Source organism: Micromonospora sp. ATCC 39149 (assembly GCF_000158815.1).
Taxonomy (GTDB): Bacteria; Actinomycetota; Actinomycetes; order Mycobacteriales; family Micromonosporaceae; genus Micromonospora.
This window is the reverse complement of the sequence record NZ_GG657738.1, coordinates 1,317,754-1,341,750: the sequence shown is the minus strand read 5'-3', so window position 1 is coordinate 1,341,750 and position 23,997 is coordinate 1,317,754. Positions and strand designations below refer to the sequence as shown.

Annotated in this window: 17 protein-coding genes and 4 pseudogenes; 11 read left to right on the top strand and 10 right to left on the bottom strand. The window is 72.2% G+C overall.

Translation table 11 applies throughout. The features are described 5' to 3' along the window. Window positions 1-240: pseudogene (locus tag MCAG_RS33450) on the bottom strand (TetR/AcrR family transcriptional regulator); the annotation flags it as partial. A gap of 468 nt (window positions 241-708) precedes the next feature. Between MCAG_RS33450 and MCAG_RS05355 the strand changes: the two are divergent. Then, window positions 709-1,380: a hypothetical protein gene (locus MCAG_RS05355; RefSeq protein ID WP_007071954.1), complete on the top strand. Its 672-nt coding sequence runs from the start codon at window positions 709-711 to the stop codon at window positions 1,378-1,380. Between the two features lie 146 nt (window positions 1,381-1,526). Here MCAG_RS05355 and MCAG_RS05350 read toward each other — a convergent pair whose 3' ends face one another. Continuing rightward, window positions 1,527-2,507, bottom strand: a complete 981-nt coding sequence (locus MCAG_RS05350; protein ID WP_007071953.1) for a hypothetical protein — start codon at window positions 2,505-2,507, stop codon at window positions 1,527-1,529. Between the two features lie 211 nt (window positions 2,508-2,718). Between MCAG_RS05350 and MCAG_RS05345 the strand changes: the two genes are divergently transcribed. Further along, window positions 2,719-4,023 carry an aspartate aminotransferase family protein gene (locus MCAG_RS05345; protein WP_007071952.1) on the top strand — a complete coding sequence of 435 codons (1,305 nt, stop codon included), beginning with the start codon at window positions 2,719-2,721 and terminating at the stop codon, window positions 4,021-4,023. Between the two features lie 17 nt (window positions 4,024-4,040). Beyond that, on the top strand, window positions 4,041-5,531 hold the full coding sequence (locus tag MCAG_RS05340; protein ID WP_007071951.1) for a CoA-acylating methylmalonate-semialdehyde dehydrogenase: 1,491 nt from the start codon (window positions 4,041-4,043) through the stop codon (window positions 5,529-5,531). On the opposite strand, the pseudogene MCAG_RS05335 reads toward MCAG_RS05340, so the two are convergent. Both MCAG_RS05335 and MCAG_RS05330 read right to left on the bottom strand, forming a co-directional pair. Continuing rightward, window positions 5,503-6,924 (bottom strand): annotated as a pseudogene (locus MCAG_RS05335) (acyltransferase). The gene MCAG_RS05340 and the pseudogene MCAG_RS05335 sit on opposite strands and share 29 nt — an antisense overlap. A gap of 89 nt (window positions 6,925-7,013) precedes the next feature. Next, a pseudogene (locus MCAG_RS05330) lies at window positions 7,014-8,002 on the bottom strand (N-acetylglucosamine kinase). Between the two features lie 198 nt (window positions 8,003-8,200). Here MCAG_RS05330 and MCAG_RS05325 point away from each other — a divergent pair. The 7 genes from MCAG_RS05325 to MCAG_RS05300 all read left to right on the top strand — a co-directional run bounded on the left by MCAG_RS05325 (window position 8,201) and on the right by MCAG_RS05300 (window position 15,175). Next, complete coding sequence (locus MCAG_RS05325) at window positions 8,201-9,157, top strand: MurR/RpiR family transcriptional regulator (protein ID WP_007071948.1); 957 nt, start codon at window positions 8,201-8,203, stop codon at window positions 9,155-9,157. After that, on the top strand, window positions 9,154-9,306 hold the full coding sequence (locus MCAG_RS32240; protein ID WP_198141506.1) for a hypothetical protein: 153 nt from the start codon (window positions 9,154-9,156) through the stop codon (window positions 9,304-9,306). Before MCAG_RS05325 ends, MCAG_RS32240 begins: the two co-directional genes overlap by 4 nt. A 25-nt stretch (window positions 9,307-9,331) precedes the next feature. Then, on the top strand, window positions 9,332-10,744 hold the full coding sequence (gene ngcE, locus MCAG_RS05320; RefSeq protein ID WP_007071947.1) for an N-acetylglucosamine/diacetylchitobiose ABC transporter substrate-binding protein: 1,413 nt from the start codon (window positions 9,332-9,334) through the stop codon (window positions 10,742-10,744). 42 nt (window positions 10,745-10,786) lie between these two features. Continuing rightward, on the top strand, window positions 10,787-11,728 hold the full coding sequence (locus MCAG_RS05315) for a carbohydrate ABC transporter permease (RefSeq protein ID WP_007071946.1): 942 nt from the start codon (window positions 10,787-10,789) through the stop codon (window positions 11,726-11,728). 169 nt (window positions 11,729-11,897) lie between these two features. Further along, window positions 11,898-12,701, top strand: coding sequence for a carbohydrate ABC transporter permease (locus MCAG_RS05310; RefSeq protein ID WP_369751355.1), 804 nt, complete (start codon window positions 11,898-11,900; stop codon window positions 12,699-12,701). 48 nt (window positions 12,702-12,749) lie between these two features. Then, window positions 12,750-14,444, top strand: coding sequence for a bifunctional 3'-5' exonuclease/DNA polymerase (locus MCAG_RS05305; RefSeq protein ID WP_036372423.1), 1,695 nt, complete (start codon window positions 12,750-12,752; stop codon window positions 14,442-14,444). A 137-nt stretch (window positions 14,445-14,581) separates the two neighbouring features. Continuing rightward, window positions 14,582-15,175, top strand: coding sequence for an NTP transferase domain-containing protein (locus MCAG_RS05300; RefSeq protein ID WP_007071943.1), 594 nt, complete (start codon window positions 14,582-14,584; stop codon window positions 15,173-15,175). Between the two features lie 181 nt (window positions 15,176-15,356). Here the strand turns inward: MCAG_RS05300 and MCAG_RS05295 are convergent. The 6 genes and pseudogenes from MCAG_RS05295 to MCAG_RS05270 form a co-directional block, all read right to left on the bottom strand. After that, window positions 15,357-16,616 (bottom strand): annotated as a pseudogene (locus tag MCAG_RS05295) (MFS transporter). 74 nt (window positions 16,617-16,690) lie between these two features. After that, complete coding sequence (locus MCAG_RS05290) at window positions 16,691-18,124, bottom strand: ATP-binding cassette domain-containing protein (RefSeq protein ID WP_036372420.1); 1,434 nt, start codon at window positions 18,122-18,124, stop codon at window positions 16,691-16,693. Then, complete coding sequence (locus MCAG_RS05285) at window positions 18,121-18,843, bottom strand: energy-coupling factor transporter transmembrane component T (RefSeq protein WP_036376432.1); 723 nt, start codon at window positions 18,841-18,843, stop codon at window positions 18,121-18,123. The genes MCAG_RS05290 and MCAG_RS05285 overlap by 4 nt, the downstream gene beginning before the upstream one ends. A gap of 28 nt (window positions 18,844-18,871) precedes the next feature. Then, window positions 18,872-19,525, bottom strand: a complete 654-nt coding sequence (locus tag MCAG_RS05280) for an MptD family putative ECF transporter S component (RefSeq protein WP_007071939.1) — start codon at window positions 19,523-19,525, stop codon at window positions 18,872-18,874. Window positions 19,526-19,557: 32 nt separating this feature from the next. After that, entirely contained in the window at window positions 19,558-21,291 is a 1,734-nt protein-coding gene (locus MCAG_RS05275) for an ABC transporter ATP-binding protein (protein ID WP_007071938.1), read from the bottom strand. Continuing rightward, window positions 21,288-23,081 carry an ABC transporter ATP-binding protein gene (locus MCAG_RS05270; RefSeq protein WP_007071937.1) on the bottom strand — a complete coding sequence of 598 codons (1,794 nt, stop codon included), beginning with the start codon at window positions 23,079-23,081 and terminating at the stop codon, window positions 21,288-21,290. Before MCAG_RS05270 ends, MCAG_RS05275 begins: the two co-directional genes overlap by 4 nt. A 166-nt stretch (window positions 23,082-23,247) precedes the next feature. Between MCAG_RS05270 and MCAG_RS05265 the strand changes: the two genes are divergently transcribed. Next, a complete protein-coding gene (locus MCAG_RS05265) occupies window positions 23,248-23,937 on the top strand; it encodes a TetR/AcrR family transcriptional regulator (RefSeq protein WP_007071936.1) in 690 nt (229 codons plus the stop codon). The last annotated feature ends 60 nt before the right edge of the window (window positions 23,938-23,997 follow it).

The following is a 23,997-nucleotide window of genomic DNA, read 5'->3' as shown; positions in this document are numbered from 1 at the left end:
GCGGGGCGGGTCACCCCCCGCCGCGCGGCAGATGTCGGTGACCCGGGCGTTGTCGTAGCCCTTGGCTGCCACCTCGTGGACGAGCCCGTCGAAGAGCCGGTCGCGCTGGGTCGCCGCGACCACCTCGGCCGACAGGCGGCGCGGCCCGCGTTTGATCGCCCGCTCGGGATCGCGCCCGGGTCGGGCCCCTGGCAGGGGGGTGGCCCCGGCCTCCGGGTGGGGTGCCAGCGACATCGACATCGACCTCCATGCATCAACGATTGACTTTGCGACCCTCCGGGGTTTATAACTTCACCACGTTGGGTTTCCATCGTGTCGCTGATAGTCATCTTCGCCGGATGGTCGCACCGAGCAGCGCCGAAGGAGGGCTCGATGGTCGTCATTATCGCCGACCGCCCGCGCGCTCCCAAGGCCGGAAAGGTGCGGGTGACGCGGCCACGCCGCAGTGCCCCAGCCGGCACCGGCCACTGACCGGCCGGACACCAGGGTCGACCCGCCGGGTCACCGGTCACCGACCCGCAACCCGCCCCGCCGCCGCCTGGCGGGGTCCGCCCCCGCCGCCGACCGTCTCCCGGCGGCGGGCCCACGGTCACGACGTCCCGCCGTGGCCGCCCCTCGCGGCCGCCCGGCCGTGCCCGGCCCACCGGGCGCGGTGACCCGCCGGTCCGGCCGCCGCCGTCGCACCACCACCCGTCGAAAGGACCCACCATGCCCAGGTACGGACGCGCCGCCGTCGGCCTCGCCGCCGTCGCGCTGCTCGGTTCCCTCGTGGCGGCGGCCCCCGCCTCCGCCGCCGATCCGGCCGCCCTCGCCAACACGGTGCTCACCACCGGTAGCGCGGGCGGGACCGCCGTCGCCGTCTCCGACACCCTCCAGGCCAGCCTCCGGACCGGGAGCACCGCCAACTTCTACTCGTCGGCCACTGGCACGACCGGCGTCAAGTGCGCCGCGTCCACCTTCACGGCCAAGGCGTTGACCAACCCGGCCGCGCCGGGCACCGCCACCGAGAGCCTCACCGGGCAGACCTTCACCAGCTGCACCAGCAACGTGGCCGGCACCCTCGGGGTGAACAGCGTGACGGTAGACGTCCTGCCGTACTCGGTTTCCGTGACCAGTGCCGGCGCGGTCACCCTCACCGGGCCGATCCAGAGCACCGTCTCGCTGCGCACCCTGCTCGGCAACGTCACCTGCGTCTACAAGGCCAACGGCAACGTCGTGCGGGGAACAGCGTCCAACGCCACCACCTCGATCGCCTTCGTCAACCAGCCGTTCACCAAGTCCGCCGGCCCGGGCACCTGCTTCTCCTCCGCGTACTTCAGCGCGACGTACGCCCCGGTCCGGGACATCACCCAGGGCGGCGCGACCGTCTACGTGAACTGACCCTGCGACGGCCCGGGTCGGTGCCCGATCTCCCCGTCGGGCGCCGACCCGGGCCGCCACCCGGCCTGGAGGTTCGCCGCCCAGCTCACTGGGCTGCGGTGCAGCCGGCGGCGGCGCGGCGGTTCTGCTGGCGGCGGCGCGGTGGCTCACCCGGCGGCGACGGCGGCGTACAGCGCGCGCATCGACCGGATCGCCGAGCGGATCTCCTGGAGGTAGCGCCCGGGCGTCAGGGCCGGCTCGGGCAGCCGCGTCAGGTCGGGCAGGGTCGGGTCCACGCCGACGGTCTCGATCCCACACCCGTACGGCACGGCGAGCGTGCGCAGCGCGTCGCAGTGCTGGAAAGGTACGTAGATCGGCGCGGTGACCATCAGCACCGGGTCGCCGACGCGCAGCCGGACGCGCTCGGCCCAGAACCGCTGGGTGTCGGCCGTGTGCGCGCGCCGCCGCCCGGGCTCGCTGGACGGGGCGGCGAGCACCCGCACCGGGGGCAGCCCCGCCGGCCGCCAGGTGCGCGAGGACCAGGACCGGTGCGGATCCCCGACGTCGACGCCGTCCTCCTCGGCCGGTTCGGCCACCCCGAACGTCAGCCGGACCGCCGCGTCGAGGGCGTCCACCTCGGTGTCGCCGCCCGCCACGCCCGCGTCGGCCAGCGCCCGCCGCTCCGCCCCCGACAGCGGCCGGAAGCTGCCCAGCACGGCCACCTCGCCGGCCACCGTCGTGCCCGAGTCCAGCAGGCGCGCGGCAAACGCGACCCGGCGCAGGCAGGCGTGCGCGAGCCCGCCGAGGACGACCAGGTGCGCGTACGCCGGGCGGGCCGGCGGGACCGGTTGGACCAGGCCGAGCGCGGACGCCGCGGCGAGCACCAGCCCCGCCGTGCGGGGGTCGAACGCGGGCTCGGCGGCCTCGGGGCGTTCCCGGCCGCCCCGGAAGTCCCAGTGCCGGGCGGAGAAGTCGTCCAGCCAGGCCAGCGCCGCGGCCAGGTCGTCCGGGGGTCGGTCGCCGCCGAACCGCGCGACCAGGTCCCGCAGCGGCGGCGAGGTGACCCAGGACCGCACGCCGTCGACGATCCGCGCCGGGTTGATGCCCGCCTCGCCGTCCGGCAGCGCCATGTCCCGGATGATCCGCACGCCCCGGATCGTACCGTGCGGATCGAGTCGCCTCCGGGGTCCACAGCCAGGGGAAACGCGCGTCGGACGCGCCGGAGGCCCCGGAAACCGCAGCGGACCGGTTGACGTGCTGTCAGCCGAGAACCACCCCTGCGCTACACAGTGGCAGTTGTCCCCGCCGCCTGCGGGTGGGACCGTGCGGTGACCGCCGACGCGTTGGAGGGTGCGACGAATGACCGACGACCTGCTGGCCCGGCACCGGGCAGTGCTGCCGTCCTGGATGCCGCTCTACTACGCCGAGCCGATCGAGCTGGTCTCCGGCTCCGGCCGCCGGGTCACCGACGCGCGGGGCCGCACCTACCTGGACTTCTTCGGCGGCGTGCTGACCAACATGATCGGCTACGACATTCCGGAGATCCGCGAGGCGGTGCAGCGGCAACTCGCCACGGGCCTCGTGCACACCTCGACGCTCTACCTGATCCGCCAGCAGGTCGAGCTGGCCGAGAAGATCGCCCGACACTCCGGCATTCCCGACGCCCGGGTCTTCTTCACCAACTCCGGCACCGAGGCCAACGAGGCCGCCCTGCTGGCCGCCACGAACCACCGCCGCTCGCACCAGATCCTCGCCGTGCGCAACAGCTACCACGGGCGCACGTACGCGGCGATGGGCGTCACCGGCAACCGAAGCTGGTCGGCCAGCGCCCTCAACCCGCTCCAGGTGGCCTGGCTGCACTCCGGCGAGCGGCTGCGCGGCCTGCTGTCCCGCCTCGACCCCGCCGACCGGGTCGACGCTGCGGTGGAGGACCTGCGCGAGGTCCTCGCCACCCAGACCGCCGGCGACGTCGCCTGTTTGATCGCCGAGCCGATCCAGGGCGTCGGCGGTTTCGTGCACGGACCCGACGGCCTCCTCGCCGCGTGGCGGAAGGTGCTCGACGAGCACGGAATCCTGTTGATATCCGACGAGGTGCAGACCGGCTGGGGGCGCACCGGCGAGCACTTCTGGGGGTACCAGGCGCACGGCGTCACCCCGGACCTGCTCACCTTCGCCAAGGGCATCGGCAACGGCTTCGCCCTGGCCGGGGTGGTCGGCCGGGCCGAGATCATGGAGTCGGTGCCGGCGATCAGCTTCTCCACCTTCGGCGGCAACCCGGTCGCCACCGCCGCCGGCAACGCCGTCCTGGACTACCTGATCGACCACGACCTCCAGGCCAACGCGGCCCGCGTCGGCGCGATCCTCGCCGACGGGCTGCGGGCCGCCGTGGGCGGCCTCGACCCCGTCGCCGAGGTACGCGGCAAGGGGCTGATGCTCGGTGTCGAGTTCGTCCACCCGGGCACCGTCGAGCCCGACCCGGCCCTGACCACCCGGGTCTTCGAGGCGTGCCGGGCCGGCGGCCTACTGGTCGGCAAGGGCGGCCTGTACGGCAACGTGCTGCGGATGGGCCCGCCGCTGACCCTCACCGAGGACGAGGCCCGCGAGGGGCTGGCCATCCTGGTCGACGCCATCGCCTCCTGCGTCGGTGGCGAGGCGGCGGCCTGATGTCCGAGTCGAGCGCCGTGAACCCGATCGGGCACTTCGTCGACGGCATGCGGGTCGACGGCACGTCCGGCCGGCGCGGGGACGTGTTCGACCCGGCCACCGGCCGGCGTACCGGACAGGTGGCGCTGGCGTCCGCCGCGGACGTGGCGGTCGCGGTCGAGGCCGCCGGGCGCGCCGCGCGGGCCTGGCGCGACGCCTCCCTGGCGAAGCGGACGGCCGTGCTGTTCGCCTTCCGCGAGATCGTCAACGCCCGCCGCGACCGGCTCGCCGAGGTGATCACCGCGGAACACGGCAAGGTGCTCGCCGACGCCGCCGGCGAGGTGCAGCGCGGCCTGGAGGTCATCGAGTACGCCTGCGGCATCTCCTCGGCGCTGCGCGGCGGGTTCAGCGAGAACGTCTCGGCCGCGGTCGACTCGTACAGCCTGCGCCAGCCGCTCGGGGTGGTCGCGGTGGTTTCCCCGTTCAACTTCCCGGTGATGGTGCCGCTGTGGTTCGTCCCGGTCGCCGTGGCCTGCGGCAACGCGGTGGTGCTCAAGCCCAGCGAGAAGGACCCGAGCGCGGCGCTGCTGCTGGCCGAGTGGTTCGCCGAGGCCGGCCTGCCCGCTGGGGTGTTCAACGTGGTCAACGGCGACGCCGAGGCGGTCGACGCGCTGCTCGACCACCCGGGGGTGAAGGCGGTGTCGTTCGTCGGCTCCACCCCGGTCGCCCGGCACGTGCACCGGCGCGGCACCGCCGCCGGCAAGCGGGTGCAGGCCCTCGGCGGGGCGAAGAACCACATGGTGGTGCTCCCCGACGCCGACCTCGACCTGGCCGCCGACGCGGCGGTCAACGCCGGCTTCGGCTCGGCGGGGGAGCGGTGCATGGCGATCTCCGCGCTGGTCGCGGTGGAGCCGGTCGCCGATGCCCTGGTCGCCCGGATCGCCGAGCGGATGGCCCGGTTGCGCACCGGCGACGGCCGGCGCGGCTGCGACATGGGTCCCCTGGTGACCGCCGCGCACGCCGAGCGGGTACGCGGGTACGTCGAGGCCGGGGTGGCCGCCGGGGCCGTCCCCGTGGTCGACGGGCGCGACGTCGCACCGGACGGTGAGCCGGGCGGCTTCTGGTTCGGCCCGACCCTGTTCGATCGGGTCAACCCGGACATGTCGATCTACACCGACGAGATCTTCGGGCCGGTGCTCGGCGTGCTGCGGGTCGGCTCGTACGACGAGGCGGTGGACCTGGTCAACGCCAACCCGTACGGCAACGGCACGGCGATCTTCACCAACGATGGCGGCGCGGCCCGGCGCTACCAGCACGAGGTGGAGGTCGGCATGGTCGGCATCAACGTGCCGATCCCGGTGCCGATGGCGTACTACTCGTTCGGCGGCTGGAAGGCGTCCCTCTTCGGTGACCTGCACGCCCACGGCGCCGACGGGGTCGCGTTCTTCACCCGGGGCAAGGTGGTCACCAGCCGGTGGCCCGATCCCCGCCACCGCGGGGTCAATCTCGGCTTCCCCACCCAGACCTGAGCGCCCGCAGCAGCCCCGCCCCGGTCAGGTACGCCACCAGAGTCGGGGCGGGCAGCCCCAGCGGTTCGGACGCGGCCTTCGGGGTGACGGCGTTGACCAGCAGCCCCGCGACCACGGCGGCGTATCCGACGACCACCAGCGTGGCCTGGGCCCGGCGGCGACCGCCGTCGGTGGCCCGGCGGCGTGCCTCCTCCCCGGCGCGCCGCCGCCGGCCGGACCGCGCCTCGACCGGGCCGAAGACGGCGACGAGCCCGGCCAGCACCACGGCGAGCAGCAGCAGCCAGGGCACCCGCCAGGCCAGCCACGCGGCGGTGGCCACCGCCGGGGTGGGCAGCAGGTCGACCGCGTCCAGCAGGCCGATCAGCAGCAGGGCGGCCGTGAGGTGCCAGAGGAAGAGGGTCAGCACCACCGAGTTCACCGCGATGACCACCTGCCACGGCCAGGGTCGGCGCAGCCACCGCTCGGCGCGGTCGCGCAGCAGCAGGACCAGCCCGATTTGGGCGGTGTTTTAGGGCGAGCAGTGCCAGGTTTTTGTTTGGCTGGCATTGTCCAGCCGCTGGCCTGGCACGTTCAGCATGGCCACCGGGTACGGCCCCACGACGGTGAGCAGCAGCACCGCGTCTATTCCTCCGGCCAGCAGCGCGACCGCCGCCGGACGGGACGTCGGCAGCGGGTGCCGGGGACCGTCCGCGCTCGCTGCGGGCCGCCCGCCCGGCGGGGCGCTCCGGGCACCGGCGGCGGCGTGGGCGTCGTACCAGGCGAAGCCGAGCTGGTGCACGGCGAGCCAGCCGGCCAGGTAGCTGCCCCAGGCGAGGACTCCGGGCCCGGTCAGCCGCCCCAGGTCGCCGAGGGCGACCAGGCCAGCCAGGGCCACCGGCACGGCGAGGCCGAAGCGTCGGTGCAGCGCGTGCGCCGGTGGGGTGAGGACGACGACGGCCAGGTAGGGCACGAGGAACCACAGCGGGATGGTGGCGAACCAGACCACCGTGCGGATCCGGGCCTCCCCGGCGCCCCACAGGTACGCCCCGCCCGCGCCGGCCGCCAGTACCAGCAGCATGACGGTGGTCGGCGGCACCAGCCGGGCGCTGCGGTCGATCAGCCAGCCGGTGGCGTCGCCGCCCCGGGCCCGGCTCGCCGTCAGTGAGGCGGCGTTGGCGAACCCGCCGACGAGGAAGAACACCGGCAGCACCTGGGCCGCCCAGGTCAGTGGGTACGCCCACGGCAGGTCGCCGAGCGCGGAGTGGCCGGTGGGCCGGCCGGCGGCGTCCCGGGTGATGACGGTGACGCCCCAGTGCCCGGCGACGACCATGCCGATGGCGACCGCCCGCAACAGGTCGACGTAGCGTTCCCGCCGGGCCGGCGTACGCTCGGCGAGCTGCCGCAGGCGGCGCATGGGATCAGGCTATGCCAGGCCGGGGCTTCCGGCGGGGCATCGGGCGACGAACGCCCCGACGCGGTCGGCGGGTCGCCTGCGAAGCGCCGTCAGGAAGTCGCCGGCACCAGCAGCGGGTGCAGGGCGGCCGGGTCGGTGACCTCGGCAGGTGGCGGGCGGCGAGCCAGGCCGCGGCGGCGGCCCCGTCGCCGGCCGCGCGCAGCGACGCGCCCGGCCACCGGCGGGCCAGCTCCGCGCGGACGGCGGCGGCCAGCGGGGTGTCGCCGGTGAGCAGGCCACCGCCGAGGACCACGGGGTCCACCGCGCTGGCCGGCCGGATCCGCGCGACGCTGGCGGCCAGGTGACCGGCGGCTTCCCCGATCAGCCGCGCCGCGACCGGTTCCGCCTCGGCGGCGACGGCCACCACCAGCGGCGCGAGCCGGGCCAGCTCGACCGGCGGCCGGCGGGTGACGGCCTGGACCACCGCGTCCACGGTGTCCCGGGGCCGGTCGGCGACCCGGTCGACGCCGAGCAACGCGGCGAGCACCCGGCGGCCCAGCGGCCCCGGGTCGTGCGCCGCGTCCAGGTCGGCCAGGAGCCGGCGGACCGCCTCCCGGCCCAGCCAGAACCCCGAGCCGGCGTCGCCGAGCAGCCAGCCGTGGCCGTCGGCGACCCGGTCCAGCCGCAGGTCGCGGACCTGCGCGGCGATCGCGCCGGTGCCGGCGACCAGCACCGTGCCGTGGGCGCTGGGCGTGCCGGAGGCGTACGCCACGAGGGCGTCGCCGTGCACCGCGTACGGGCAGCGCAGGCCGGCGTCGCGCCACGCCCCGTCGAATGCCGCCCGCCCCGCAGGGTCGGCGAGCAGCCGTCCCGCCCCGGCGAGCCCGATCGTGCCGGCCCGCACCCGGGCCGGGTCCACGCCGGACAGCGCGGCGCGCAGGGCGGCCAGGAGTTCCCCGGCGGCCCGTTCGGCCCCGTGGCTGGTCGGGTTGCCCCCGCCGGCCCGGCCGGTGCCGAGGCGTTCCCCGGTCAGCGTCACGGCGAGGGCCCGGGTGGACGTGCCCCCGACGTCGAGGCCGACCACGATGGTGTCGCACATCCGGTGGGTCCTCCCGGGTCGGCGTTGTGAGCGAATCCATGCTGGTGGGCCCCGCTGCGGGGAGCAAGATCCCCGACCGGGTCGGCGGCCGTACGCCAGGTAACAGTTTGAAAACTTCGACCACGGTCTTGACACGGAGGGCCCTTCAGTAAGAACTTTTACCACTAACAGTTAACACTCTTTTCCGAAAGGCGTCGCATGGTGGATCACGAGGTCGACACCCTCCGGGGGGCCGCCGTGGTCGACGCCGACCCGGCCGACCGGCGGGGCGCGCTGCCCACCGACGGCGTGCTCGCCCGGGTCCGGGCCGGCGCGGGAGAGCTGACCGGCGCGCTACGCCGCGTCGCCGAGCACGTGCTCAGCGACCCGGAGGCCGCCACGCGGGCGACCATCGTCGAGCTGGCCGAGCGCAGCGGCACCTCCCCGGCCACCATCACCCGGTTCTGCCGGGCGATGGGCTTCGAGGGGTACGCCGACCTGCGCCTCGGCATCGCCGCCGAAACCGGCCGGGCCCGCTCCGCCGGCTGGACCGTCGACATCGGCCGGGAGATCCAGCCCGGCGACCCCCTGGAACGGGTCCTCGGCCAGATCATGGCCGCCGACACGCGGGCCATGCACGACACCGCCACGCTGCTCGACCTCGCCGAGGTGGAACGGGCGGCGGTCGCCATCGCCGGGGCCAGCCGGGTCAACATCTTCGGCGCCTCCGGCAGCGCCCTCGTCGGCGAGGAGATGCAGTTCAGCCTGCACCGCATCGGGGTGGCCGCGTGGGCCTGGAGTGACGTGCACGAGGGGCTGGCCAGCGCCGCGCTGCTCGGCCCCGGTGACGTGGCGCTGGGCATCTCGCACACCGGGCAGACCCGGGAAACCATCGAGATGCTCGCCGAGGCCGGCAGCCGGGGCGCCACCACGGTCGCCCTCACCGGCTTCCCCCGCTCACCGCTGGCGGAACTGGCCGACCTCGTGCTGCTCACCGCCAGCCAGGCGACGACCTTCCGCCCCGACGCGCTGTCCGCCCGGCACCCGCAGCTCGTCGTGCTCGACCTGCTCTACATCGCCGTCGCGCAGCGCACCCACGACCGCGCCCACGCGGCCTTCCAGCGCACCGCCAAGGCAGTCGACGGGCACAAGGCCACGAAGGGGGCCACCGCATGATCAGTTTGGTGACCCCGGAGGTCGTACGACGGTTCCACCAGGCCGGGGAGGTACCCCCTATCTACCTCTCCGCCGACGTCCCCGGTGGGGACGAGCACCACCTCGCCCTCGGGTCGCGGTACGCCGGACGTCTCCGGCGTACCGCCTGATTCGACACCTCAAGGAGAGACAACGATGTCGGTTACCCCCGAGCACCCGGCCGATCTGAGCCGCCGGACCCTGCTGCGTCGCGCCGCCGCGGCGGGCCTGCTCGTCACCCCCGCCGTGGGCCTGCTCAGCGCCTGCGCCGGCAGTGAGCCGAGCCGGTCCGACGACACCGGCGCGGCCAAGAGCAAGGACAACCCGTTCGGCGTGCAGGACGGCAGCGCCGTCAAGGTCGTGATCTTCAACGGCGGCCTCGGCGACCAGTGGGCCAAGGAGGACAAGGCCGTCTTCAACGCCAAGCACGCGGGCGTGACGGTCAACATGAGCTCCACCCAGAAGATCAAGACCGAAGAGCAGCCGAAGATGGCGACGCAGCCGAGCGACCTCGTCATGAACTCGGGCGCCGACATGATGGACATCAGCACCCTGGTCAACGAGGGCGCGATCGAGCCCCTGGACGACCTGCTCACCGCCCCGGCCTGGGACAGCGAGGGTACCGTCGCCGACTCGCTGCTGCCCGGCACGGTGGAGGACGGCACCTTCCAGGGCAAGTTCTACGTCGTCAACGTGGCCTTCACCGTGTGGGGCAACTGGTACAACGGCGCGCTGTTCGCCAAGGAGGGCTGGCAGCCGCCGACGACGTTCGACGAGTTCTTCGCCCTCGCGCCGAAGATCAAGGCCAAGGGCATCGCCCCGTACGTGCACGACGCCGTGCACGGCTACTACCCGCGCTGGGCGCTGATGGCGACGATCTGGAAGTCCGCCGGCAGGCAGGCGGTCGTCGACATCGACAACCTGAAGGAGAACGCCTGGAAGGCCGACGGGGTGCTGCCCGCCCTCCAGGCGTGGGAGAAGCTGGTCAAGGACAAGCTGCTGCTGCCGGGCAACCTCAACCACACCCAGTCCCAGCAGGCCTGGCTCGACGGCAAGGCGGCATTCATCCAGGTCGGCACCTGGCTGAAGAACGAGATGGCGGCGACGATCCCGCCGGGCTTCGAGATGAAGCTGTCGGACTACTGGGGCCTGGGAGCCACGGACAAAGCGCCCAAGGACGTCTTCGCCGGCGCCGGCGAGGGCCTCGTGGTGCCGAGCAAGGCCCCGAACAAGGCGGCGGCGAAGGAGTTCCTGCGGGCCGTGTTGTCGAAGTCCGGGTCCACCAAGTTCGCCGAGCTGACCAAGTCGCTCGCCTCCACGAAGGGCTCCGGCGACGGGGTGCAGGACACGGCACTGGCCAGCGCCAACGAGTTGATGCGCAACGCGCCGAAGGACCTGATCAAGACCAAGCTCTTCGACTTCTACGCCGACCTGGACAAGGAGAGCCAGAACCTCGCCGAGGAGCTGATGGCCGGCCGGCTCACCGCGCAGCAGTTCGTCGACAAGATGCAGGCGGCGGCCGACAAGGTGGCCAAGGACTCGTCGATCAAGAAGCAGACCCGCGCCTGACCCGGTGGCGGCCCACTGATCCGTTCGAGAGAGTTGAGTGGAATGCGGCACGGTGTCGCGCGCTTCGTCACGGGCTTCCTGGCCCTCCCCGTCGCGCTGTACCTCTTCTACGTGGTGTGGCCCTTCGCCCAGGCGGCCGGATACTCGCTGACCAACTGGGGTGGCTACTCCGACAAGCAGGAGTTCGTCGGGCTGGACAACTACGTCCGGCTGTTCTCCGACGAGCTGATCAGGAAGGCGTTCTGGCACAACGTGTTCTTCCTGGTGACCGTGCCGCTGTTCACGATCGCGCTGGCCCTGTTCCTCGCGTTCCTGCTCAACGTGGGCGGACGCGAGGACAGGGCCGGCATCCGGGGGGTCTTCGGCTCCGGGCTCTACAAGGTCATCTTCTTCTTTCCACAGGTCCTGTCGCTCGTGGTGATCGCCGTGATGTGGCAGCAGATCTACCGCTCGGACAGCCAGGGACTGATCAACGGCCTGCTGATGAAGATCGGTCTGGTCGAGGCGGACGACCCGATCGCGTTCACCGCCGACCCCGAGCCGTTCCTCGGCGTGCCCGCCGTGCTGTGGTGGCTGCTGTTCATCGCGGTGTGGAGCGGGGCCGGCTTCTACATGGTGCTCTTCTCGGCGGCGATGCAGTCGATCCCCAAGGACATCTACGAGGCGGCCATCCTCGACGGGGCCGGCCGGTTTGACACCTTCTTCCGGATCACCCTGCCGTTGCTGCGGGACACCATCTCCGTGGCCTGGGTCTACCTGGGCTTCATCGCGCTGGACATGTACGCCCTGGTCTTCGTCATGACCCCGAGCCAGGGCGGGCCGAACCACGCCAGCGAGATCTTCGCGTCGGTGCTCAACTTCACCGCGTTCCAGAAGGGGCAGTTCGGCTACGCCTGCGCGATGGGCGTGGCGCTGGCCGTCTTCACGATCCTGCTGGCCGCCCTCCAGCTCCGGATCACCCGCCGTGAGCGGATCGAGTACTGAGGAGACCCCGACGATGAGCACGGTGACCCAACCGTCCGGTGAGCTGGCCCGCCCCGGGCGTCCGGCCCTCCGCCCCGCGCCGGGCCGGGGCCTCGTGAGCCGCGGCCGTGAGCTGAGCGGACGCGTCTTCAACGGCTTCTCCCACCTGTTCCTGGTGGTCTGGGCCGTGATGGTGATCTACCCGCTGCTGTGGGTGGTGATGTCGGCGTTCAAGGACGACTCGGAGGTCATCCGCGAACCGCTGTCGCTGATCCCCGACGAACTGCACTGGGACAACTTCACCCGGGCCTGGGGGGAGGGGCACCTCGGCGCGTTCTTCCTCAACACGCTGCTGGTGCTGGTCGGCAGCGTCTTCCTGACCATGCTGCTCGGCTCGATGGCCGCGTACGTGCTGGCCCGCTACGAGTTCCCCGGCAACCGGCTGATCTACTACATGTTCCTGTCCGGCCTGACGCTGCCGATCTACCTCGCCGCCGTGCCGCTGTTCAAGGGCGTCTACAACATGGGGATCGTCCTGCCGCTGCTGGGCCCGAACCGGCATCTCATGCTGATCCTGGTCTATGTCGCCTGGTCGCTGTCGTTCACGGTCTTCTTCATGCACTCGTTCTTCCGGACGCTGCCCGACTCGATCGCCGAGGCCGCGATGGTGGACGGGGCCTCGCACAGCCGGCTGTTCTTCAGCGTCATGCTGCCGATGTCCAAGCCGGGCCTGATCAGCATCGGCATCTTCAACGTGCTCGGCCAGTGGAACCAGTGGTACCTGCCGACGCTGCTCATGCAGTCGGTGGCTGGGGAGCCGAAGAACCAGGTGATCGCCCAGGGACTCATCGAGCTGTCGGTGAACCAGGGCTACAGGTCCGACTGGTCCGGCCTGTTCGCCGGGGTGACCATGGCGATGCTGCCGGTGCTCATCGTGTACATCGTGTTCCAGCGTCAGGTGCAGTCCGGCCTGACCGCCGGCGTGAGCAAGTAGCCGCTGCCCGTCGTCCCGCCCGCGCCCGGCGCGCGGGCAGCACGCGGAGTGTCGCAGGGTGGAGGCAGAATCGTCTCCGTGCTGGTGGCGGTGGAGGCGGACGACCGGGGTGGGGGAGTGTTGCGGCCCCTCGACCCCGCCGGCCCGGCCGAGCAGGTCGCCGACCTCGCCGCCGCCGTGGCCGCCCGGGAGGCCGCGACGCACCCCCGCTGGGTCTGGGGCTCCGGCGCCACCGTCTACCCGGCGCTGCTGCGCGCCGGGGTCCGGCTCGACCGCTGCCACGACGTCGAGCTGACCGAGTCGCTGCTGCTCGGGCACGCCGGCCGCTGGGGCGAGCCCCGCTCGCCGGCCGCCGCGTGGGCCCGGCTCACCGGCGCGCCGGTGCCGCCGGACCCGTCGCCCCGCCCGGCCGAGCCGCCCGGCCACGGGCAGGGCGCGCTTTTCGACACCCTCCCCGGCCCGCCGGGCCCCGGCGTCGAGGCCCTCACCCGGGTGTACGCCGACCAGCTCGATCGGATCGCCGCCACCGCGCACCCCGGCCGGTTCCGGCTGCTGGTGGCCGCCGAGTCGGCCGGCGCGCTGATCGCGGCCGAGATGGGTGCCGCGGGCCTGCCCTGGCGGGCCGAGGTGCACGACGAGATCCTCACCGAGCTGCTCGGCGAGCCGTCCCCGGTCGGCGGCCCGCCCCGCCGGCTGGCCGAGCTGGCCGCTCGCATCGCCGAGGCGTTCGGCGTGCGTCAGGTGCACGCCGACTCCCCGGCCGAGCTGCTGCGGGCGTTCGCCCGCGCCGGGGTGGAGCTGCCCAACACCCGGGCCTGGGTGCTGCGCGGGGTCGACCACCCGGCGGTGCCGCTGGTGCTGGAGCACAAGGAGCTCTACCGGATCTGGACGGCGCACGGCTGGGCGTGGCGGGACGCGTGGGTGCGCGGCGGCCGGTTCCACCCGGAGTACGTCCCCGGCGGCGTCGTCTCCGGCCGGTGGGCCACCCGGGGCGGCGGCGCGTTGCAGATCCCCAAGGTGATCCGGCGGGCGGTGGTGGCCGACCCGGGCTGGCGGCTCGTCGTCGCCGACGCCGGCCAGCTCGAACCGAGGGTGCTCGCGGCGGTCTCCGGCGACGCCCGGTTGGCCGCCGCCGGCGGGGCGGGTGACCTCTACGCTGCCCTGGCGCGGGACTCCTTCGGCGGTGACCGGCCCCGGGCCAAGGTCGCCCTGCTCGGCGCCATGTACGGGCAGACCGGCGGGATGGCCGTCCCCGCCCTCACGGTGCTGCGGCGCAACTATCCGACCGCCTTCGCGTACGTGGAGGCGGCGGCCCGCACCGGCGAGGCCGGCGGCTTGGTGCGGTCCTGGCTCGGGCGCACGTGCCCGCCCGGCGCGGCCGGCTTCGCCGACGGCGACGACGCCGGCATCGACCCGGAGGCGGCGGTCGACCCGCAGGGGCCCCGGGCCCGGGCGGCCCGCTCCCGGGGCCGGTTCACCCGCAACTTCGTCATCCAGGCCACCGCCGCCGAGTGGGCCTCCACGCTGCTGGCCACCCTGCGTACGGCGCTGGCCGGCAGCGACGCCGAGCTGGTCTTCTTCCAGCACGACGAGGTGATCGTGCACTGCCCGGCCGGGCAGGCCGACGAGGTAGCCGAGGCGATCCGCGCCAGTGGAGCGCGGGCCACCGCCCTGCTGTTCGGCGACACCCCGGTCCGGTTTCCGCTCGACGTGTCCGTCGTCGGCTGCTACGCGGACGCCTGACCGCTGACGCCGTCGTCGACTGCTACCCCGGACGCCTGACCGCTGCGGCAAACCTTGTCCCGACTGCGTCAAATATACCTTTCGCCCCGACACTCATCCGGGGAGTGCTCGTTGCACCCGGTGTGCGAATCGCAGGAATGATCATCGCGGCGGGCGGGGGCCGCCGCCTCGGCGGCCCCGAGGCACTGCTCCACCAGGGTGACCAGCCCCTGGTGGACCGGATGATCGACACGATGGCCGAGGCGGGCTGCGAGCAGATCGTGGTGGTGCTGGGCGCGGCGGCGGACCAGGTGCGGCGGACCGCCGCCCTGACCCGGGCCACCGTGGTGGTCAACCGCGCCTGGGGGACGGGTGTCGGCTCGTCGATCCGGGCCGGCCTCGCGGCGCTCACCGACGAGAGCGTCGAAGCGGTGGTGGTGGTCCCGGTGGACATGCCGGGGCTCACCTCGGCGGCCGTGCGGCGGGTGGCCGCGCTGCCGTACCCCGACGTGCTGGTCTGCGCCACCTACGACGGGCTGCGCGGGTACCCGATGGTGTTCGGCCGCCGGCACTGGTCCGGCATCGCCACCCTGGCTAGCGCCGACGTGGGTGCCCGGCCGTACCTGCTGGCGCACAAGGACCGGATCGTCGACATCTCCTGCGACTCGGTGGCCGACGGCAGCCGCGTCGACACCCCGGAGCTGATGGCCCTGTACGGGCTGACCGTCCCGCCCCAGCGCGTCGGCGCCTAGCCCCCCGGGTCGAAGTCGGGCCCACGCCGGCTTGGCGCGGGTGAGATTTCGGCGAGCCCGGGGTCGCGCCGCCGAGCGGACTCCCACAGCTCGCCAGCTTCGCCGTCGGCAGGCTCCCGGTCAGGTCGTACTCGGGCCTGGTACGCAGCCGTGCGCCCGCGTCAGGCGGTGGCCGACGTCATCATGTGGGCTCGGTTGCCGCGACGGCGGCCTCCTGGGGTGCCGGCGTTCGCCGGAAGCGGGGATGGATGAAGACGAAGGCAGCGACGACGGCCATCATGGCCGTGCTGGCGATGATGGGGAGCGGGGCCGAGATCCCGTAGAGGGCGGTCCCGGCGGTGGGTGCGATCACGAAGGTCAGACCGGTGGTCGCGCCGATGAGTCCGGCGAGCCCGCCCTGTTCGTCGCGAGCGACCAGCAGGGTCGGCCCTGCGGTGAAGCCGGGCATCGCCGTACCCAGGCCGAGCCCGATGAGCAGGATGGAGGTGAACAGTGGGATCGCTCCGGCGTCGGGGATGAGCAGGGCGAATCCGAGGAACGCGACGGTGCCGCCGATGCGCAGCAGGGCCGCAGGTGTCCACCGGCTGCGGGGCACGATCACCGCTTGCGCGAGGATCATGCCCAGGCCCGCCATGAGCAGCGCGCCGCCGGTGACCAGGCCGGTGGTCTCGGCGTCGAGTCCGAGCCGGTCCTGGACGATGAATCCGGTGATGACCTGGATGAAGCCGAGTGCGGTGAACATGCCGAACCCGGCCAGCAGGAACGGCCAGACGCGGGGGTCGAGCGGGCTGATCCGGGCCGGCCGCTGGATGAGGGCGTGCCGTGGTTCGCGGCGGAGGCCGACGGCGACGAGGGCGAGTCCGGACGCGAGCAGGACGGGCACGGCGATGAGGGGCGCGATGAGGTCGAACGCGGAGAGGACGCCGCCGACGACGGATCCGGCGACTATGGCGATGCCCTGCACGGCACCGACGCCGGCCATGCCTTTGACGCGTGCCGTCTCGTCGGTGGTGACGTCGGCGATGTACGCCTGCGCGGTCGGGGGCACGGCGGCGATGGCGGTGCCGAAGCCGACGCCGCGCAGCAGGACGAACAGCACGAACAGCGTGATGCCGCTGACCGCGCCGACCATGCCGAGCCAGGCGAGGAGGGCGAACAGGGTCATTGCCACCGTCGCGAGCGCGAACGCGGCGACCAGCACGGGTTTGCGTCCCCAGGACTGCGCGCGGGCGTCCCCAGAACTGGGCTGGTGAGCACGAGCATGATCGCGGCGGTGCTGATGGGTCGCCCCGATCTGCCATTCGGCCAGGCCGACCTCTCGGGAGAGGGGCGCGATGATCGGGTTGAGGGTCATCTGACCGAGGTAGACGAGCAGCACAGCGCCCAGCAGCAACGGAATCTGCGGGCGGGAGCCGGTCGCCTCCGGGGCCGGAGCGGGCACTTCAGGGTCATGTGCGTCTCTTCCAGTGGTCGTTGCGCGTGACGACAGGGAACCTGTCATCGCTGCGCTGTCGTTCACCTGCGGGTCACGGGGGTGAGCGTGAGCTGCCGGTCAGCGGTGAGGGCGATCAGGTCTTCGTCGTGGCTGATCAGGAGGACGACCGAGCCGTCGGCGGCAACCTGCCGGATCTGGTCCGAGATGGACCGGAGGTGTCGCCGGTCGACACCGGAGCTGGGTTCGTCGAAGACGACGATGCGTCGATCGCAGACTCGCACCGCCGCGACGACGAGGCGTTGCTGCTGGCCGCCGGACAGGGACAGCGGGTGACGGTCGGCGAGGTGGGCCAGGTCGAGCGTGGTGAGCACCTCGCGGGCGTCGGGAGCGCCCGGGACGTCGGCGCGGGCGAGTTCGATCTCTGCCTCGACGCGGTCGGTGAAGAGTTGTCGCTGCACGTCCTGCATGACGATCGCGCTGGCTCGTTGTCGTGCTCGGGGCTTGACGGCTTCCCCGTCGAGGAGCACGGTTCCGGGGCAGCGCTGGAGTCCGACTGCGACCCGGGCCAGGGTGGACTTGCCCGCGCCGTTGACGCCGCGGATCGCTGTCACCTCGGCGGCGGCAAAGGCCACGCGCTCTAGGTCGAGGACCGTGCGTCCGCCGAGGCGGCAGCGGATCCCGGCAAGCTCGAGCGCTCCCGAGGGCACGTCGTCGGCCGGGACCGGATTCGCGGCGCTCGGTCCCGCTGCCGGCAGGGTGGGCAGTTCGGCGGTGCGGACGGTCCCGCGTAGCCCTTCCCGGGCGAGCACGTCGTCGGGCACCGCGCGGAACTGCGCCGCCGACCACTCGACGTCGATCGTCCCGTCGCGCACGACGAAGACGCGGTCGACGAGCTTCTGCAGGTAGCGCAAACGGTGCTCGGCGACGACGACCGTGACACCTTTGCCCTTGAGGTCGGCGAGGGTGGCGGTCAGCCGTCGGATGGCGTCGGCCGAAAGGTTCGAGCTGGGTTCGTCGAGCAGGAGGACGGAAGGGCCGTGAGCGATCGCGGCGGCGAGCGCGACCTGCTGCTGCTGACCGCCGGACAGATGGTGGAGGCGCTGTTCGATCGGCACGCTGTCGGCGAGCCCGGCGACCGTCGTCGTCACGCGGGTGCGGATCTCCTCGGGTGGGAACCCGAGGTTCTCCATCGCGAAGGCGACCTCCTCGCGGGCGGTGTCGGTGAAGAACTGCCGGCGCGGGTGTTGCAGGACGGTGCCGGTGTGCAGGCCGATCTCGTCGAGTTCGGCGGCGCTCGTGGACAGGCCGCTGACGGTCACTGTGCCGGTCAGTGTTCCTTCCTCGTGGAAGTGCGGGATGAGGCCGTTCATGAGGCGCAGCGCGGTGGACTTGCCGCAGCCGCTGGCGCCGCAGAGGACGACGAACTCCCCGGGGGCGACGGTGAGGCTGAAGTCGCGCAGGCTCGGTGTGTCGGCGTGGGCATAGGTCCAGGTGGCCCGGTCGATGCGGATCACGTCAACGGTGTGGGTAGGACGATGGCGGCGGTGGCCAGGCCGGCGGTGAGGAGGGCCCACACGAGGTCGGGCCGGCCGAAGCGTGGCGGGTGCAACGCGGTCGGCCTGCGGTGCGAGCCGAGTCCGCGCAGGATCGCGGAGGCCGCGAGATCTTCACCGGCCCGCAGGCTCGAAGCGATCATGGGGACGGTGAACCGTTCCAGGCTGAGAACGGGGTGGCAGAGGAACGCGCCGACGCCGGTGAGACCGCGCAGTCGCAGGGCGTCGCGGACCGCCGCGGCCTCGGCGGCGACGACTGGAAAGAAGCGGAGCATGACCGCCATGGTCACCGAGATCGCCCGTGGTGCCCTGGCGGCACGGAGGGCCGCGTTGAGTTCGGTCGGCGACGTCGTGGCGACCAGGTGCATCCCGACCCCGATCGCCACCGTGAACCGGATCAGGTAGGTGCAGGTCAGCGATACGATCGCCGTGAGCGGGTTCGGCCACCACAGTGGCAGGAGCCAACCGAGCACACACATCGTCGCGACCGCGACGCACAGGACGAGCGCACGGCGGCGAGCGCCCTCCCAGAGCGCGAGGCCCGCCGCGAGCAGCAGCCCGGGAAGCACGAAACGCAGGCCGTCCGGACCTGTCACGACCATGCTGACGAGGAGGACGAGCAGGATTTTCGTGCGGGGGTCGAGCCTCGGCGCCCGGGTCGTGCCGGCTGGAGAGCGCACCGTAAGCAAGTTCGTGTTCACCGGTTGGTCAGGCCAGTCCGGCCCGGGTGAAGTGCTTCTTGAGCAGGAAGGCGCCGAGCAGCCCGCCCAGCAGTCCGCACACGAAGGTCGAGGCGTTGTAGATCCACACGGCGGTGACCGACACCGTCTGGTCGAAGGCGTCGACGTAGTCCTGGCCCATGTTCCGCATGCCGGGCGAGTTCAGGTACTCGGCGCGGTTCATCAGCAGCGGGAGCATCGGCCCGATGTACCACAGTGAGAACACCGCGTGCGCAAGGATCGCGCTCCAGTAGGACCGGTACCGGCCTGCCCACAGGATGACCTCCGCGACGACCGCGACGCCGATCGTGAGCAGAGTGCTGATCCACGGGTGCCCCGAGATCAGATAGAGCCCGCCGACGGCGATCGCGAACAGGGTCACCGGTCCGGCGTGCTTCACCCGGGTGAGGAAGAGCATGTACGGCACGCCGGCGGCGATGACGCTCAGTGGCAGGGTGAGCAGCATGGCCGGCGGACTGATGATGCCGAGCATGGCGATCGCGTAGACGATCACGAAGTAGATCACCGCGAAGATCGCCACGTTGAGCAGGTCGCGGGCGCTGAGCGTCAGCGTGAGCCTGGGGCGCTGCGCCGTCGGGGCGGGCGGTGTGCTCGTGGGCACGGACAGGGTGTCGTCACTCATGAGGGGTCCTTCCGGTACGGGGAGGGTGGTGGTCAGTCGTGTGGGGCGAGCTGCCAGCCGGTGGCGTCGACGCGCTCTCGCCAGTAGTGGGCGTAGGCGCCGCCGGCGGCGAGGAGTTCGGCGTGGGTGCCGGCCTCCTGGATGCCGCCGTTGCCGTCGAGCATGAGGATCTGGTCTGCGGTCATGATCGTCGAAAGTCGATGGGCGACGACGATCATGGTGCGGTCGGAGCGGAGGGCGTCGAGGGCATCGGAGAGGGCGATCTCGTTGCCGATGTCGAGCGCGGCGGTGGCCTCGTCGAGCAGAATGATCGGCGCGTCCTTCAGCAGCGCCCGGGCGATGGAGACGCGCTGCCGCTCGCCGCCGGACAGGTTGGAGCCTCCTTCGCCGACGCGGGTGTTCCAGCCCTGCGGCAGGCGCGCGACAATCTCGTCGACGCGGGCGCGGGTGGCCGCGGCGATGACCTGCTCTCGGTCGAGGTCGGGATTGCCGATCCACACGTTGTTGAGGATCGTGTCGTCGAAGAGGTAGACGTCCTGGAAGACGGGGGCGACCGCGGCTTCGACCACGTCGGTGCCCAGTTGCGGGGCCGCGACGCCGCCGATCGACACGCTTCCCCTCTCCGGGTCGTAGAGGCGCGCCATCAACTTGATGATCGTCGTCTTGCCCGAGCCGGACGGTCCGACGATCGCCGTCATCCGCCCCGCCGGAGCGGTGAACGACAGGTGCCGCAGGACCGGGTCGCCGCCGTAGCCGAACGTGACGTCGTCGAACGCGATCCCCCAGTCCGCGGGCGTGCCCCGGGTCGTGGGTTCGGGCAGTGCGGTGACAGCGGAGAGGTCGTCGAGTTGGTTCAAGGTGGTGGTCGCGACCGCGACGCCGCCGCCGAGCGCCCCCGAGTTCGAGATCGGTTCGGTGAACCGGACACCGAGCACGAGCAGGGCGATGAGCGTGGCGGGCTCGAGTGAGCCGCCGACGGCGAGGTAGGCGCCGAGCACGATGATGACGGTCAGGGCGAGCTGCACCACCCCGGCGAAGGTCGCGATGCCCGCGCCGCCGGTGATGAGGAGTCCGCGGTATGCCCGGTGCTGGTGCTGCAGCGCGTCCTCGACCAGCCGGTCCGCGACGGAGTGGGTGCCGGCCATGCGGAGCGCCGGCTGGACGCGCGCGAACTCGATCACGCGGTTCGACGCCTCGGCGACCGACGCCGCGTGCTCGACGTCGTCGCGCTCCATGCTCGTGCGCAACCATCGGAACGCGAACCACATGACCGGCACCGTCGCCGCCATCGCCACCGCGAGGCGCCAGTCGAGGAAGACCATGCCGACGAGCACCGTGCCCGGCGTGATGAACCCGGTGAGGATGAGCCGCACGGTCGAGTACGGCGTCGAGGACACGAACATCGCCCCGCGTGTGGCGATGTCGGCGATCAGCCCCGACCGGTCCGTGCCGAACCACGCCATCGGCAGTTCCACCAGCCGGTCGCCCAGGCGCTCCAGCAGCGAGGACAGCACGGCGGTGCTGGCCTTCATGCCGATCTGGCTGGCAAACCAGAACGCCACCGCGTAGGCGGCGCCGACCGCGGTGAGGGCGATCAGCCAGGACCGTACGGCCGCCATGTCCTCGAGGAACAATGCGCGCAGCAACGGTACGAGCATGACGAAGGCGACGCCTTGGAGCACTGCCGTGGCGACGATGAACCCCAACTCCGCGAGGAGCAAGCGGCGTGCCCGCGAGGACGAGTACCGCAGCAGACGCCGGATCATCCGTTGACCTCTTCCGGAAGGGAGCGTGCGCGATTCGCCTGGTAGTCGGCCCACATCCGCCCGTACCGCCCGTCGGCGGCCACGAGTTGCGCGTGGGTGCCGCGTTCGACGACCCGGCCGCCGTCGAGGACGAGGATCTGGTCGACGCCGACGATGGTGTGCAGGCGGTGGGCGATGACCAGGACGGTGCGGTTCGCGGTGAGCGTGCCGAGCGCGGCCTGGATCGCGGCCTCCGAGTCCGGGTCGGCGAACGCGGTCGCCTCGTCGAGCACGAGCAACGGCGCGTCGGCGAGCAGGGCGCGGGCGATCGTCACCCGCTGCGCCTCGCCGCCGGACAGGTTCGCGTCCTCGCCGACGACGGCGTCGTAGCCGCGCTCGAAGCGCAGGATCCGGTCGTGGATCTGGGCCGCTTGCGCCACACGCTGGACCTCCTCGTCCGTGGCGTCGGGGCGGGTGAGCCTGATGTTGTCGCGCAGGCTCGTGCGAAGCAGTTGAACGTCCTGGAACACGAACCCGACCTCGCGATACAGCCGGTCGGACGGGATCTCCCGGACGTCCGCGGCGCCGATCGTCACCCGCCCTTCCGCGACGTCGTAGAACCGCGGAACCAGCTTGGCCAGGGTGGACTTGCCCGAGCCGGAGGCACCGACCAGCGCCGTCACCGTGCCGGGGGCGCAGGTCGCGGCGATGTCGTGCAGCACCCGGTGCTGCCCGTCGTAGCTGAACGAGACACGCTCGAAGCCGACCTCGTGACCGTGCGGCATCGCGGGTGAGTCGGCCTGGGCCACCGGCGGCAGGGCGAAGAACGCGGCGAGGGACTCCCGCGCCTTGGCCGCGTTGCGCAGAAACTGTGCCGAGGAGCCGAGCTTCATCAGCGGGCCGGTCAAGCCCAGGCCGAGCAGCAGGCCCGGCAACACGTCGATGGGTTCTGCGGCGCCGGTCGACACGAGCCCGGTGCTGACGGCGAGCAGGTAGACGAGCACGACCACCGGGGAGGTGACGACCTCGGTGACGCTCTGCAGCGCCGCGGCCTCCCGGGTCCACTGCCCGATGAAGTCGACGTACTGGCGCATCTGGTCGCGGTAACGGCGGTGACTGCGCCCGATTTGCCCGAACCGCTTCACCACAGCGATGCCCTGGACGAACTCGACCGTCGCCCCCGAGAGGCGTTCGGTCGCCGCGTCGTACTGCGCGAACTTCTCCGCGCCGCCCCGCATCATCAGCGCGTACAGGATGACCGACAGCACGACCGGCACCAACGCGGCCAGCGCGAGCTGCCACTGTACGACGAAGAGGTAGACGATGCCGATGACGGGCACCGTGATCGCGGTGACGACGTCCTGGATCGCGTGGGCGAGGAGCTGATGCAGCGCGATGACGTCGTTCTCGACCATCTTGCGTACCGTTCCGGAGGTGCGCGCGTCGAACCAGCCCAGCGGTAGACGCTGGAGGTGCCGGATGATCCGCTGACGCAGCGACAGTTGCAGCTCCGCGTCGGCCAGGTGGCTCACCATCCCGGACGAGAACGCGGCGCCGAAGCTGACGAACAGCGCCACCACCGCCACGGCCACGACGGTCCAGACCCGGGAGTCGTCCACGTCGCTGCCGGACCGGGCCGGCAGCAGGGCGCGCGCGAGCTCGACGATGGCGATGAACGGAATCACGCTGGTCACGGCGCCGACCAGGCTGAGCGCGACGATGCCCGCGAGGCTGCCCCTGACCGGTGCGAAGAAATCGTCGCGCGGCGCTCGCACTCCACCGCCGTCGGTGTGCCGCCGCTGCGCCGCCATCGAGGCCCCCTCTGTCCGGTACGTTCCTGTCTACCGCTAGTGAAAACGACTTTCAACAGTGGCATTGAACACTGTTCTAATCAGCTTCGAAGTCTACGGATTAGGCCAGGCTTGCCTAATCGACTGTTCGGGTGATGTTGCGGACGGAACCTGGGAAGATGCCGACGTGCCCGAGACGTCCTCAGCCCCGTTCCACGTGGGCCTCACGCCCGATCGCGTCATCGACGCCGCCCTCGATCTCACCCGCGAGTCTCACCTCTTCGGCTGGTCGATCCGCGACCTCGGCCGCCGGCTCAACGTCGCGCCGTCCGTGATCTACCACCACGTCGGCGGGAAGGACCGCATCGCACGCCATGTCGTCGAGCGCGTGCTCGCCACGCTCGTCACGCCGCCCGTCGACCTCGAATGGCAGGCATGGTTCCGCGAACTGCTCGACTCCAGCTACCCGGCCGTCTCCTCGCACCCCGGAGTCGCCAAATGGCTCCTCATGCACGGACCGACCTTCCCCTCGGTCGTCCCCGTCATCGACGCGGGGGTCAGGGTCCTTCAACGCGCCGGATTCGGCGACCGCGCCGGCCTGGCCTACGCCGCGCTACTCAACAACGCCATGCTCACCATCTCGATCGGGGACGAGCGTCTCGTCCACGAGGACGACGGCCCCAGGGACCATGCCTCGATGATGGAAGAGTTCCGCCGAGCCGCCGCCCACAGCCCCGGGGTCGCCGTGCTGGCCGAGGCGTTCATCACCCCGTTCGCGCAGGGCGGCGAGACCGCAGCCCGTCAGCGCGAGGACTACTACCGCTTCGTCAACCAAACCACCATCGCAGGGCTGTCCACCATGCTCGCCGGATCCTGATCCTCGACAGGTCAGGCCCGCGCCTGCGAACCTTGCGCCTACCCGCCCATGCCCCAGGGT